This is a genomic window from Rhodospirillales bacterium (genome assembly GCA_016710335.1).
Lineage (GTDB): Bacteria > Pseudomonadota > Alphaproteobacteria > Rhodospirillales > Defluviicoccaceae > JADJXQ01.
Genome location: JADJXQ010000026.1, coordinates 1 through 13,977, shown reverse-complemented (window position 1 = coordinate 13,977; position 13,977 = coordinate 1). Strand labels below are relative to the sequence as shown.

General features: G+C 66.8%; 10 protein-coding genes and 2 pseudogenes. 2 read left to right on the top strand and 10 right to left on the bottom strand.

Translation table 11 applies throughout. The features are described from left to right. Positions 1 to 230: 230 nt before the first annotated feature. From IPM60_17730 to IPM60_17715, 4 genes are all read right to left on the bottom strand, one after another. Positions 231 to 602 (bottom strand): hypothetical protein, encoded by a 372-nt coding sequence (locus IPM60_17730; protein ID MBK8909629.1) that lies wholly within the window; start codon positions 600 to 602, stop codon positions 231 to 233. A 101-nt stretch (positions 603 to 703) separates the two neighbouring features. Next, the gene (locus IPM60_17725; GenBank protein MBK8909628.1) at positions 704 to 3,979 is read right to left on the bottom strand and encodes a TonB-dependent receptor; all 3,276 of its coding nucleotides are present in this window, start codon (positions 3,977 to 3,979) and stop codon (positions 704 to 706) included. A 138-nt stretch (positions 3,980 to 4,117) separates the two neighbouring features. Further along, positions 4,118 to 6,403, bottom strand: a complete 2,286-nt coding sequence (locus IPM60_17720; GenBank protein MBK8909627.1) for an adenylate/guanylate cyclase domain-containing protein — start codon at positions 6,401 to 6,403, stop codon at positions 4,118 to 4,120. A gap of 5 nt (positions 6,404 to 6,408) precedes the next feature. Then, positions 6,409 to 7,119 (bottom strand): Crp/Fnr family transcriptional regulator, encoded by a 711-nt coding sequence (locus IPM60_17715; protein MBK8909626.1) that lies wholly within the window; start codon positions 7,117 to 7,119, stop codon positions 6,409 to 6,411. A gap of 127 nt (positions 7,120 to 7,246) precedes the next feature. Between IPM60_17715 and IPM60_17710 the strand changes: the two genes are divergently transcribed. Then, positions 7,247 to 9,358 carry a bifunctional aldolase/short-chain dehydrogenase gene (locus IPM60_17710; GenBank protein ID MBK8909625.1) on the top strand — a complete coding sequence of 704 codons (2,112 nt, stop codon included), beginning with the start codon at positions 7,247 to 7,249 and terminating at the stop codon, positions 9,356 to 9,358. Positions 9,359 to 9,502: 144 nt separating this feature from the next. Beyond that, a complete protein-coding gene (locus tag IPM60_17705; GenBank protein MBK8909624.1) occupies positions 9,503 to 9,901 on the top strand; it encodes a hypothetical protein in 399 nt (132 codons plus the stop codon). A 150-nt stretch (positions 9,902 to 10,051) separates the two neighbouring features. On the opposite strand, the gene IPM60_17700 is transcribed toward IPM60_17705, so the two are convergent. The 6 genes and pseudogenes from IPM60_17700 to IPM60_17675 form a co-directional block, all read right to left on the bottom strand. Beyond that, positions 10,052 to 10,249, bottom strand: a complete 198-nt coding sequence (locus IPM60_17700) for a hypothetical protein (GenBank protein MBK8909623.1) — start codon at positions 10,247 to 10,249, stop codon at positions 10,052 to 10,054. Continuing rightward, positions 10,249 to 10,653 carry a hypothetical protein gene (locus IPM60_17695; GenBank protein MBK8909622.1) on the bottom strand — a complete coding sequence of 135 codons (405 nt, stop codon included), beginning with the start codon at positions 10,651 to 10,653 and terminating at the stop codon, positions 10,249 to 10,251. Before IPM60_17695 ends, IPM60_17700 begins: the two co-directional genes overlap by 1 nt. 214 nt (positions 10,654 to 10,867) lie before the next feature. Next, positions 10,868 to 11,482, bottom strand: a complete 615-nt coding sequence (locus tag IPM60_17690) for a cytochrome c1 (GenBank protein MBK8909621.1) — start codon at positions 11,480 to 11,482, stop codon at positions 10,868 to 10,870. Continuing rightward, positions 11,479 to 12,686: pseudogene (locus tag IPM60_17685) on the bottom strand (cytochrome b N-terminal domain-containing protein). The gene IPM60_17690 and the pseudogene IPM60_17685 overlap by 4 nt, the downstream one beginning before the upstream one ends. Before the next feature lie 76 nt (positions 12,687 to 12,762). Continuing rightward, a complete protein-coding gene (gene petA / locus IPM60_17680) occupies positions 12,763 to 13,314 on the bottom strand; it encodes a ubiquinol-cytochrome c reductase iron-sulfur subunit (protein ID MBK8909620.1) in 552 nt (183 codons plus the stop codon). Positions 13,315 to 13,727: 413 nt separating this feature from the next. Then, positions 13,728 to 13,886, bottom strand: a pseudogene (locus IPM60_17675) (transposase). Positions 13,887 to 13,977: the final 91 nt, after the last annotated feature.

Sequence of the window (13,977 nt, the reverse complement as noted above, 5' to 3'; positions counted from 1 at the left end):
AGTTCATGACGCTGACCCCGGTCCGACCGGAGACGAGGGTGACGTTTCGGGCGCGGAGTTCGCCACAAACCCTGCGTTATCACTCACACAAGGCTGACACGGCGGTACAGATCCGCATCATACCTGCGAAAAAGCGGCGCTTTCCCTTCCCAGTCGACCGCGGATACACGGGAACAACCGCTGCGCGTTGTTCCCGGTCTGTGGGGTCGCGGCGCCCGCCTCACGTACGCTCAGCAGACGATCCGGCATCGATTGCCCGAGCAGACCAGACGACAGCCGTCCGGTCCCTTGAACAGAACCGACACCGGGGCCTCGACGCACCGGATCTCGAAGGCGTTGACTCCGAGGTCCGCGGGGTCGCTGATCGCGTAGACCTTCTTCGTATCGGAGGGGCAAAATGACATCATTTTCCCCGTCGTTTCGGAAAACGCGACGATGTAGTCCGCCTGCATATCCGCCAGGTGCTCTTCCAGGGTCTTGGGCGCGTCCTCGGGGGGCACTTCCACCCGCTTGTCTCCGGGCTTCAGGGATCGCGCTGCGTGGGCTTCGTTGTCGAAGACGTTTCTCCAACGAACGTCGGACATTCCGGGTTTCTTTGCCATCGATGACCTCCTCGTTCACCAGGTTCAAGGTTCGCCCGACGATCCGGGCGGCACGGCCACGGCCGCGAGCGCCGCGCAGTGTCCAGTTCAAGAGCGCACAGTCAGAAATTCAATGTCAGTCGGGCTTGCACCGTGGTTTCGGGCACGAACATCGGGCCGATCCGGGTGGACGACCGGAAGCTGTCGTCCTGAAACCGGAACTGCTGATTGAGAAGATTGCGTCCCTCGACGCTGACGATGCCGAGCCGCTTCGGCAGACGGTAGCCGATGACGGCGTCGACCAGGAAGAACGAGTCGCTGTCTTCCGGATAGGCGGAGAAACTGGAGATGTCGACCGTCTGGTCGACGAACGTGCCTTTGGCGCCCGCAAACCACCCGCTCGGATGAAAATAGTTGACCGACACCGGAACCATGACCGTCTCGACGCTGCCGGGGAACGGGAACGAGAACCCGAGGAACGTCGTTTCCGGCCTTTCGAATGTCTCGGCCTCGACAGCGGCGCGCACCGCCCAGCGGTCGCCGGGTGTCCAATAGACGTACCCGGCGTAGAGGTCTTCCTCCCACGTTTCCTGGATCGTCGGGAAACCGGCGGGGGTGAGAATGGGGATGTCGATGGTCCGCCGGGACGCTTCCGCGCCGGCGTACAGATCATCGAGCAGACGAACATCGAGCCCGACCCCGTAGCGGCGCGACTCGCTGCCGTCCAGGTCGTCATAGAACTGGTTGAAACCGGCGACCTGCGTCGGTTCCAGGGTCTGCTCGATCACCAGCGGCCGCTTGACGGTCTCCAGGTAGGCCGCGCGCAGGCGCAGCCTGTCCGTGACGTTCCATTGCACGCCGAGCTTCGGATCGAGCCCGTCCACATCGATCTCCTCCTCGCCATCCCGTTCCTGCCGGAACGACGCCCAGCTCAACCCCAGCGTCACGACGACATCATCGAAAGGCGTGGCGTTGCCGTAGGCGTAGACGGTCTGGTGGGTCACGTCGGGCTTCGAGGTAATGCCATCCAACTGGAAGCGCTCGGTGACGTCCACGTCGTAGAGCCCGCCGCCGACGGAGAGATTGTACTTGTCGCCGCTGACGATGTACTGCATCTCGCCCTGATAGCCCTCGTCCTCGATCACGTCGTCCTGAAAGCTCGGCAGGTCCTCCAGACGGTTCTCGCGTCGCCCATAGGCGACGGAAGCGAGGAGATCCGAGCCGGGCGCGAAGGACAGCCGGCCGCCCAGGCGAACATTGTCCTGTTCGATCTCTTGACGAAAGTCGGGGCGGTAGTCCGCCGGATCGAAGTTCAGGATCAGGTCCCCCTGGTCCCGCCGTTCGCGCCGGGCCTCGACCTGCACGCTGGCGTTCGGCGTAACGGCGACCTGGGCGAACACGGTGCTCAAATCCACAGCGAAGTCGTTGTTATCGCGAAAGCCGTCGTCCTGGAGGTGAAAATGGCCGCCGCTGGCCGACAAGCCATCGTAGACGCCCGACGCAATCGCCTCGCCGCCCCAGCGGCGGTTGCTTCCGGCGACGGTGGACAGCGCCAGGTGCGCCTCGTTGCGTTCGAACAGCGGGGTGTATTCGTTCAACCCTGGCGACCCCGGCCCCCCGCGGGAGATCACGTTCAGATCCGTTTCGAGAAAGCTGGGCTGGATTGGGTTGATATTGATGTCCTGCAGCAACTGCGACTTCAAGAGCTCGCTCACCCGCGCCAGTTCGTGGCGGGGGCGCGTCCGGTTGAGATCGGCGAGGAAGCGATGGGCGCTGGCATCGCTCGGCGCCAGAGCGAGCGACCACGCGGCTTCGTTGACGCCGAGTTGCTGGAACCCCAAGTCCTCGTAGATGCGCCCGAGGCTGGCGCCGCGCGCCGCGCGGTCCTTGTCGAGCAGCAGGCGGCCGCGGTAGACGGCGCGGTTGTCGTTGAGGGCGATCGAGCGCTCGATGTCGCGCAAAGCCTCGACCGGCCGATTCTCGGTCTGCTTGCGGATGGCGTCGTAGAGGTGGGGAGTGGGATCGAGCGGGTCGAGTTCCTTGGCGCGCTCCAGTTCCCGCGCCGCAAAAGCGTCCCGCCGCTCCTCGAAGTAGGCCTTGCCGAGGTAGGAGCGCACCAACGAATCGCCGGGATCGAGACCAGCGGCGATTTCCAGTTCCCGCCGGCCCTCCTCCAGGTCGCCGCCGCGGATCTTCGCCAGGCCGAGCCCGAGGCGCGGTAGCGGATCGGCGGCATCGAGCACCGCGGCGCGCCGGAACGCCAGCGCCGCGTCGTCGTAGCGGAATGCGGTGAGCGCCGCGAAGCCGAGCACGGTCTGCACTCGCCCCAGCGTCGGAGCCAGGGTTTCCGCCGTCCGCGCCGCGGCCAAAGCTTCTTGGCGAGCGCCGAGCGCGAGGCGGATCTCGGCGAGCCGCGCCCACGCCAAGCCGTCGCCGGGGCTCTGCTCCACCGCCGCCTGCAGCACGTCGCGCGCCTCCTCCAGCCGCTGATCGGCCTGGAGTGCGTAGGACAGCGCAATCTTCGCCGCCGCCGCGTCCGGAGCCAGCGCCACACCCTGGCGCGCCGCCGTCAGCGCCCGCGCACGATCGTTGGCGGCGACCGCGATCACCGCGCGCAGCGACCACGCCAACCCCGCCGACGGGTCCGCGGCCAGCGCCGCTTCCGCCGCCGCCTCCGCCTCCGCGACCCGACCGACGTTGAGAAGGGCCGCGGCCCGTCGCACGTGGGATTGCGCGATGAGTTGCCCCTGCCCCTGCCCCGGTTCCTCTGGCGGCAGCGCCAGGATCGGCGGGTAGTAGAGCGCCCATTGCACCGCGTCGGCCGGCCGCACCACGACCATCCGGCTCGGCGCGGTGCCGGCAGTCGCAACGCCGGCCTCGCCATTGCCCAGTTCGAGCCGCCCCTGGTCGTTGGCGGCGACGACCCGGCCTTCGAACACCACGATCTCGGTGCGCCCGCCGCCAACCAGAACCGCGAACTCGGTGCCCTCGGCGGCGGCGTTCACATAAGGCGTGTCGACCTGGAGCGAGCGCGGCCGCCGGCTGAAGAAATTGATCGCCCCCGACAGGAGTTCCAGGAAGGTCCGCTGTTGCGACGTCTCCGTCAGCAGGCGCAGGCTGGAGTTCTGGTCGAGGCGGATGACTCCGTCGTTGAAGAATGAGACCGCAGCGCGACCGTTGTCGCCGACCCGGATCATGTCGCCCGCGCACAGCAGCGTCTCGGCATCAGCCCGTCGCCAGTCGCCAGCCGCGGAGCGCCGTACGTCGACCACGCCCTCCGCCGACACGACCCGGCCCACCGGGTCGTTGCACGGCCCGGCGGCATTTGCCGCAGGATTGCAAAGAAGCCAGACGGCGCCCAGAACCCCGAGCAGCCAGCGCCATCGCGGAATAATCATCGTTTCCCCGCCCGCGCCTCTTCTTACACCTGTTGCCGTCGAAGACGTTTCTTGCGCGAAGTCCATGAGTGTCCAGAAAACAACTCTCGAATACAAGCATGATCTCAAGTCTTGCGTCTCGGAGTGTCGCGCCCGGAGTCAGGATCGGCTGTCGGTGATGACCGTCGAGGCCGCACCTCTCGGCAACATCTGGTTGCGCTTGCAGGCTTGCCTGTAGAGGCGGCTCGGCCCGTCGTGCGGCTCGAGATCGAGCACCACGGCAAACAGGTCCTCGGCGGTTGTCCACTGCCGCTGCCGGTAGGCATCCAGCGCCTCCTCGAAGCGCTCGCACACCTCGAGGTGGTGTGCGGTCGCGGTGCTGCGATGCGTAATGATTTCACAAATGGCTATCGGCTCCGCCTTGCCGACGATCTGGAAGTCGCCGAGCGGGCGGACCAGCACCTCGTCCACGCCCTCCACTACCTGCATGCTGGCGAGGAGTTTCGCATGGAGCCGCTTGTTAAGGTTCTGGATGCGCGCTGCAGTGTTGGCGGGATCGCCGGTGACGTTGTAGACGAAGCGGCCGCCGCCGCCGGCCGGCCCCACCTGCACCTGGCCGTCATGGAGCCCGATGCGGGTCATGAGACGGCCCCCGGTCCGCTCCCGTGCGAAGCGATCCATGGCGGCGCGGGCGTCGAGCGCCGCCAGACAGGCCTTGCGGCGCACCGCGATGTCAGGCGCGGCGGCGGTCCAGGCGCACATCAGGCTGTCGGCGACGAACGCCCAGACGTCCACATCGTGGCGCCGCACCGCTTCCGCCAGCGCGTCGAAGTACTCCTTCATGATCAATGCCAGCGCCGTCGGCTCCAGCTTCTCCGAAAACGCCGTGTAGCCCTGGGCGTCGCTGGCGAGGCACGCGGCGTAGACGACGCGGTTGAGGGCGCTCGGCTCCAGGTCGCGCTCGGTCAGCGCCGCCGCCACCGCCTCCGGCACGAAGTAGCGGATGGCGCGGCCGGCGCGAGCCCGCTGCCGGCGGGCCAGGAGGTACTGGCCGAGCACGCCCACCAGCAACGCGAACGGAAGCTGGACCAGCACCGGGGTCGCCAGCGGCAACCAAAGGTCGGCGCGGTTGAACGCCAATTGGGCCGCAGCGACATAACCGCCGGCCACTAGGGCGACGGCCGGCACCGCGGTCGCCGCCGGCAGGACGTAGGCGACGGCGCCGACGACGATTCCGAGCGCCAACACCAGGACCGCGCCCGCCGCCGCTCCCGCCTGACGCATGGTCCGGCCGGTGAGGAGGTTACCGAACGCGGTCGCCGCGATCTCGACGCCGCTGATGTCGATGCCGTCGGCGCTTGAGTAGACGGTGTGAAAGGCATCCTGCTGTTCCGGCGAATACAGCTCCGCAACGCCGACGAATACGCAGGCGCCCGCCAGATCGTCCCTCACCGGATCGCCCCCGGCCTCGCCCCGCCGCAGGCGGTGGTAGGGAATGGTGCGGACGGAGCCGGCGGGACCATAGAAGTTGAGGACATGACTGTCCGCCCCCGCGTAGGCGCCGGCGAGCGCCGCGAACAGCCGGCTTTCGGGAGAGGGCTCCCGGTTCGCCAACAATGCCCTGATCCGCACCCCCAGTCCGGGATCGTTGAGGAACATGTGACGCAGCGATTGCATGTAGGCCCGCACCGCGCCGGCGTCGGCGAGCGCCTCCCCGGACATCGGAAGCCGATCGGCGCCGGGCGCTCCGGCGTTGGAGAGCAATTGTGCCCAGCCGCCAAGACTCGGCAGGGCGAGGACCTGCAGGGCGGCGACCGGCAGGGTCGGGGCATCGCCCACCGACGGCTTGAAGCTCCAGAAGCGGCTGACCCGGGCGGGCACCTTGGGCAGCGGGAACGGCGCCAGAGCGCGGGCGGCGACCGCCAGTTGCCGCACCGGCGACACCAGTGTCTCGCGCCACAGCCATGCGCCGCCGCCGCCGCTGCTGGTGGTCACCGGCCTCTTGCGGGTGCGCAGCGGCTGGAACAGGACGACGCGCTCGGCCCGCGCTACGGCTTCTGCAAACGCCGCAGTCTCCGCAGCGGAGCCGGCGGTGTCGAACATCATATCGAACACGATGACCGAGGCGCCGCGCGCCGTCAGCGAGTCAACAACCTCCGCGTAAAGGGTCCTGGGCCAATCCGACGAGCGATGGGAGAGCTGCAGCGTTTCCGCCGTCGCCCGGTCGAGAGTAACGACAGCCATGTCGGGCGGGGCCGCGATCGGTCCGCGGATGTTGAACAGCCACGACAAACCGAGTGTTTCTTCGAATGCCGTACCCGCAGGCGAAGCGGCGAGGAGGGCGCCGCCGAGCCCGGTCGCGAGGCCGAGCAGACACCCCCGCGCCCACCGGGCCGCACTGCCGTCCGGTCCTTTGGCGCGGCTCGACCGGAAGCCGAACGGCATCAGCTTCAGCGCTGCGGCTCCTCGCTTACGACGTCTTCCAGCGCTTCACGATCCAGCACGATGATGACGCCGCGTTTAACGTCGACCACGCCGGCCTCGTGCCAGGCGCGGAGCTGTTTGTTTACCGCCTCCCGCGACGTGCTCACCATGCTGGCCAGCAATTGCTGCGGCAGGTGGATGGAGATGCGGATCGACGCGCCACTGGGTTCGCCATAGTGGTCGGCAAGGAACAGGAGGCGCTTGGCGAGGCGAATCTTGAGGGGCAGGAAGCTCATGTCCTCCACCTGCTCGTCGGTGCGGCGCAGGCGCTGGGCCATAATCATGAGGAGCTTCCAGCACGCCTCGGAACTCTGCCTCAGGCACGGCAGGAAATCGCGGCGGGACAGGATCAACAAATCGGTCGGCGCAAGGGCGACAGCGTCGGCGGTGCGCTCCCCGCCATCGATCATCGCGATTTCGCCCATCAGTTCGCCGGGTTCCAGCACCGCCAGGACGACCTCGCGGCCGTCCGCGGAGTTGGAGGAAATGCGCACTCGGCCGGAGAGCACCGCCATCATCGAATCGCCCAGGTCCCCTTTCAGAAAGATATTCTGGCCCGGGCGGTAGGTACGCGTCAGCGAAACCGCGGCCAAACGGTCGAGATCCTCCGGCGAGAACACGCCCAACAGGTTGTGCTGTGCAAAGACGTCCCGCAACGCCCGGCGCTTGTCACTCATGAGTAAGCGCTTCCAACAATGACATGGGCCTGTTTGCTCCACCCGATTGTAACACAGGCCTCATCGGCGATACATAGACCATCGCGCCGACGCCAGGCCAACAGGGACAGGGACGAGACACCACATCATGCAGAACCGCTGGTCGAACACCGAAGCTGACGCTGCCGTCAGGCGCTACGCCGAGCAAAGGGTCGAGCGCGACCTTGCCTTGCGCACCTATTCCACCCGCCTGCTCGGCGGCGAACCGAGGCTGGTGATCCACGGCGGCGGCAACACCTCCGTCAAGACGACGATGCGGGAGATTAACGGCGAGCCGGTGGATGTGATCTGCGTCAAGGGCAGCGGCTGGGATATGGCGACCATCGAGCCGGCCGGCCTGCCGGCGGTGCGCCTCGCTCCGCTGCAGAAACTGGCCGAACTCGATGCGCTGTCCGACGAAGCCATGGTCAACGCCCTGCGCGGCAACCTGCTCGACTCGACGGCGCCCAACCCGTCCGTCGAGACGCTGCTGCACGCCTTCCTGCCACACCGCTACATCGATCACACCCACGCCAACGCTGTGCTGGCGCTGACCGATCAGCCGGACGGCGAGGCGCTGTGCCGGGAGGTGTTCGGCGAGACGATGGCGTACGTCCCGTTCATCATGCCCGGATTCGCTTTGGCCAAGAAAGCCATGGAGGCGTTCCGGGAGACGCCGGAGGTGGAGGGCATGGTGCTGCTGAAGCACGGCGTCTTCACCTTCGGCGACAGCGCCGAGCAGGCCTACCGACGGATGATCGACAAGGTGTCGGAAGCCGAGGCGCGCATTGCGCGGACCCGGCGCGACGGCGGTGACGCCGATGGCGGCGCGCTGGCGCGGGCGCGGCGCAGGTTGTTCCCGGCAAAGGCGCGGCCCGCGGCGGCAGCGCCGTCGGCCGCCGCGGCGCCGGTCGCCGCCGTCGCCCCGATCCTGCGCGGCCTCGCCGCAATCGACGCCGGGAACGGCGATGTTCGCCGGTGGATCCTGGACTTCCGCAGCGGGCCGGAGATCCTGGCGTTCGTCAACGGGCCGGATCTCGCCCGCTACAGCCAGCAAGGCACCGCCACGCCGGACCACGTTATTCGCACCAAGCACCGGCCGCTGATCGTGCCGACCCCGGCGGCCGATAACCTGGAGGAGTTCCGGGCCGGGGCGGAGGCGGCGATGGCCGCCTACGTCGCCGAGTATCACGCCTACTTCGCGCGCAACAACGCCCGTCATGACCCGCCGAAGCAGGAACTGGATCCTGCGCCGCGGATGATTCTGGTGCCGGGACTCGGCCTGTTCGGCCTTGGCGCCTCGGCCAAGGCAGCGGCGATTGCCGCCGATCTCGCCGAGACCAACGTCGAGGTGATCAGCGCCGCCGAGAGCATGAGCCGCTACGAAGTGCTCCCGGAGGCCGACACCTTCGACATGGAATACTGGTCGCTCGAACAGGCAAAGCTCGGCAAGGCCACGGAGAAGCCCCTCGCCCGCCACGTCGTGGTCGTCACGGGCGGCGGTTCCGGCATCGGCGCGGCGACCGCGGCGGCGTTCCGCGCCGAGGGCGCAGAAGTCGCGGTGCTCGACCGCGACGGCGAACAAGCTGAAGCTGTCGCCAGGGCCAACGGCGGCCTGGGCCTGGCTTGTGACGTCACCAACCGGTCGGCGGTGCGGGCGGCGTTCGACCGGCTCGCCGAAACCTTCGGCGGGGTGGACATCGTGGTCTCCAATGCCGGCGCCGCCTGGCAGGGGCGAATCGGCGAGGTCCCCGACGACGTGCTGCGCCAGAGCTTCGAGCTCAACTTCTGGGCCCACCAGACGGTCGCCCAGGCCGCCGTCCGCATCATGCGGGCGCAAGGCACCGGCGGCTGTCTGTTGTTCAACGTCTCCAAGCAGGCCCTCAATCCCGGCCCCGATTTCGGTCCTTACGGCCTGCCCAAGGCGGCGACCCTGGCGCTGATGCGCCAATACGCCATCGACCACGGCAGGGACCGCATCCGCGCTTCGGCCGTCAATGCCGACCGAATCCGCACCGGCCTGCTCACCGACGACATGGTGCGGGACCGGGCCGATGCGCGCGGCGTCAGCGAGGCGGCTTACATGTCCGGAAATCTGCTCGGCGCAGAGGTCACTGCCGAAGACGTCGCCTGCGCCTTCGTTCATCTGGCGCTGGCGCGGCGCACCACCGCCGCCGTGCTCACCGTCGACGGCGGCAACATCGCGGCGGCGGTTCGGTGAAACGGCCAGCGCGAAAAAACATCCGCAGATCTGGCGTCCCGGTTGGGTTGCGGATGTTCGGGTGCTAATCTCGGGAACGCGTGGGTCCGACGCGACGTAACGTTGCGGCGGGACCGCCACGCCATCTCAAGGGGATTTCGAGCAATGAAGAAACACTGGACTACGGGCATCGCATTCGGGGCAGGGGTGCTGGCCGCTGCGGGCGGCGTCATGAGCGGGCCGGCTGCGGCGGCCGACCTTCCCGTCAGCTTCAATCTCGACGTGCTGCCGATTCTCAACAGCCGTTGTTCCGAATGCCATGCCCCCGGCGGCGACGGCTATGAGAAGAGCGGCTACGACCTGACCACCTACGAGGGCGTCATGGCCGGCACCAAGTACGGTCCGATGGTGATCCCCGGCGACCCGATGAGCAGCAACCTGGTGCGGCTCGTCGCCGGCAAGGCGGCGCCGGAACTGCGCATGCCCCACAACCAGCGCCCCCTCCTCGACCCCCAGGTCAAGATTCTGTCCGACTGGGTGAAAGAGGGCGCCAAGGACAACTGACCGGCGCCGGTCATGCTGCTTTCGTGGATTGCCGCCCATGGTCCGCGACCATGCCCGCAATGACGTCGCGTGCCGGAAGCGGCTCTCCGCGCTTTCCTTGACGGTCATTGCGAGGAGGCGTGGCCGACGCGGCGAGGCAGACTGCGGCCGCTACCTCATGCCGAACCCGGGGTTGAACTCCGGGACGGTCGCGCGGAGCGCGGCGTCCAATTCGGGGCGGTGGCGGGTAACCATGACCTTGTCGGCTTCCGGCGCTTCCCACCCCTGCATCAAAGCGGCGCCCTGTTGCAGTTGGGCGAGCATCGCGCGCTTCTGCTCGGCCGAGAACCGCGTATTGCTCTCGATCATCAAGCGGGCCGCGGCCAAGCCGGCCTCGATCTCCGGACGACGCCGCTCCACTTCCAGAGCGATGTAGGCGAGATGCGGTCCGCCTTGCGTCCCCAATCGGCGGCGCCGTCAAACCCGTAGCGACGGGCGGCGGCGTCCACCTCGGCATAGGCGGGAGACGACCGCACGCCGGCGAGGGCCTTGCTGAACGGCGCCTCCGAGTTGGCCTTGGGATCCCGCGCGAACTCGTCGCGGTACTGCCGGAACTCCTGCTCGTGCTTTTCCGCGATCGCCCGCATCTCGGGCATGGAGTCGATGAACTGCCGAATGTCACGATCTGTCAGCGGCGTCTCTGCCCGCGCCGGAGCCATTAGCGCCATGAACGCAAGCACGACGGCGAGGATCGCGGCTCGAGGCACACCCATGCCCTCTGCTCCCGCTCCTGCTCCTGCTCCTGCTAGTGCAGGTCCCCAGATCCGCTTCGGAGCGCGAACAGCATCACCGTCAGCACGATGCGAACAGGACGCCTTGATGCCGAGTTGCTTGCGTTCCTCGGAATTAGGGTCCACCGCCCAGGTGAAACGTGGCGACGTCGCGGGAAGCATCCGTTCCAGCGTCGCTTCCTGGTGCCGATCGGCGCTACTCCACCGCCTCGTCGTAGAGCGGCGGCGCCATCGCGATCTGATGCCCCGGGAAATACTCGTTGTAGTACATCCCCTCCATCAGTTCGACGTCCTCCGGCACCTCATCCTTGTAGCCGGTGAGGATCCCGTAGACGTAGTCGGTGCCGTACTCGCGGAACTTGGTGGCCTTGAACACCGATTCGCCAGCGCGGGCCTTGGTGATGAGCGACAGGTCGGGGGGCAATGCGCCACCGTTGGCGGCGCGCGCCATCTGCTCGTTGGGGAATGGCGACGGGAAGGTGTCTGCGGCCTTGCCCGGCCGCATGAACATCTCTCCCTCCTCGTCGGGACCGTCCTCCACTTCGTATTGCGCCGCGATCTCCTGCACTTCCTCCGGCGTGTAGCCGAGATCAGTGAGGTTGCGGAACGCGATCAGGTCGACGCCGTGGCAACTGGCGCAGACCTGGCGGTAGACCTGAAAGCCGCGCTGCAGCGCGCCGCGATCGAAGGTGCCGAAGATCCCGCCGAAGCTCCAGTCCTCGGCGGGAGGAGTCGCCTCCGCCGCCCGTCCGTCCGTGGCGGAGAAAGCCGTCAGCAGGCCCGCGACGGCCGCGGCTACGAGGCGGTTCATTCCGCTGCTCCCATGGCCGGCTGAGGGTGCTTGAGCACCGCCTCGCTGATGCTGGACGGCAGCCTCGTCGGCCGCTCGAACCATCCCAGCAACGGCATCACGATCAGGAAATGGCCGAAATAGTAGGCCGTTGCGATCTGACCGATCCAGATCCACGCCCCCTCCGGCGGATTGGCGCCGACGACGCCGAGCAGGATGCAGTCGAGCAGGAAGATCCAGAAGAACTGGCGGTAGAGCGGCCGGAAGCGGGCGCTCCGCACCTTGGACGTATCGAGCCACGGCAGGACGAGCAGGATGAGGATGGAGCCGAACATCAGGATCACGCCGATCAGCTTGGCGGGCACAAACCAAACGTCGAAGGTGATCGCCCGCAGAATGGCGTAGTACGGGAGGAAGTACCATTCCGGCACGATGTGCGCCGGCGTGACCATCGGGTCGGCCGGGACATAGTTGATCGGCTCGCCGAACAGATCCGGCATGAAGAACACGAAGAAAAAATACAGGATCAGGAACACCCCGAGCCCGAAGGCGTCCTTCATCGTGTAGTACGGCGAGAGGGGAATGGTCGTCCTGCGGCCCCCTGCATCGATGCCGAGCGGATTGTTGGACTTGGTGGTGTGCAACGCCCACAGGTGCAGGAACACCAGCGCGAAGACAACGAACGGCAGCAGATAATGGAAGGCGTAAAACCTGTTGAGGGTGGGATTGGCGACCGAGAAGCCGCCCCACAACCACGTGACGATCGGCTCGCCGATCAGCGGAATGGCGGAGAACAGGTTGGTGATGACCGTCGCCGCCCAGAAGCTCATCTGCCCCCACGGCAGCACGTAGCCCATGAACGCCGTCGCCATCATCGCCAGCAAAATGAACACGCCCAGCATCCAGAGCAGTTCCCCTGGCGCCTTGTAGGAGCCGTAGTAGAGCCCGCGGAACAGGTGGATGTAGACCACCAGGAAGAACATCGACGCGCGGTTCATGTGCAGATAGCGCAGCAGCCAGCCGTAGTTCACGTCGCGCATGATGCGCTCGATGCTGGTAAACGCGTAGTCGACATGCGGCGTGTAGTGCATGGCGAGGAAAATGCCGGTGGCGATCGGCGATGACCAGCACGATTCCCGCCAGCGAGCCAGTTCCACCAATAGTTCAGGTTTCCCGGCGCCGGGTAGTCGACGAGGTGATCCTGCATCAGCGTGAACACCGGCATGCGGTCATCGACCCAGCGGATCACCGGGTTCTTCCATTGATGGGACGGTTCTGGAATTGCCATGGCCTTGGGTCTTTCAGCCGATGCGGATGGTGGTGTCGTCGACGAATTCGTATGGAGGCACGACGAGATTGGGGCATGCCGGCCCTTTCTGGATTCCACCCGACGTCGTAGTGCGAGCCGTGACACGACAGAACCAGCCGCCGAATTCCGCCCTCGGATCGCCGGACTTCTGACCGAGAGGAATGCAGCCCAAGTGCGTGCAGACCCCGATCATCACCAGCCATTCCGGCTTCTGAACCCGCTCAGCATCCGGTTGCGGATCGACCAGCTGATCGATGGGAACATCCCGCGCTTCTTCGATCTGCTCGGCAGTGCGATGATCAATGAATACGGGCTTGCCCCGCCAAACGACCGTAATCCTCTGGCCTTCCTCCACGGGTGACAAATCGACGCCCGTGGTGGCCAGCGCCAGCGTGTCCTTGGCCGGATTCATGCTGTCGATGAACGGCCAGACCGCGAGCGCCACGCCGGCCGCGGCGACGGTGCCGGTGGCGATCAGAAGAAAATCTCGCCGCGACTCGCCATCGCCAGAGTGCCCGGGAGAGTCGGAAGCTGCGTGTGCCATGGAAACAACCTCTTGTTGCCCGTGAGCGGGCCGGAGCTCGCCCTGCGAGACGCTGGCTCCCTCACCATTTACACCCCGGCGGTCCAACGTCAATGCTGCGGTGCAGCATACCCGCAGGACCGAAACGAAATCAATGCCGATCCGGCACGTCCACCGGCCGCACCCGTGACTGCGGCATGGACGCCGCTGCGTATAGCGGAAAAGCCCTACGTTGCAAAGGTTCAACGGCGCTGCCATGGTCGCGGCATGCGCCTCGCCCTTTCCAGCCCGGACATCCTCGGAACGCCGGCGCCATGATGCGCACTGCTGCATGTCTCGGCGTCGCGGCAGATATGATCGGGCCCCGCGGATTCCTGCTCGATGACCGCCATGCGAACCCGCCCGGGCCCGTTGCAAAGCCGGCGCATTCATGAAGTCCAGGCCTTGGTGTCCAGTTGCCACGCCTTACGGTGACCGCACCCCGGACAGACGAAGCCGTCCTGCCAGCGCGCGTCCGCCGGATAGGCGGCGCACGCCGCGTCATCGGGAAAACGTCGCAGAAACTCGAGCACCGAGCGCGGAAAATCACCCATGGCAAACGCCTCCTCAAACCACCCGTTCGCCATGCGTTCTACACCATCCACCCTCCCCTGTCACTACATCCCGTACGGCCGGAGGCAAGGG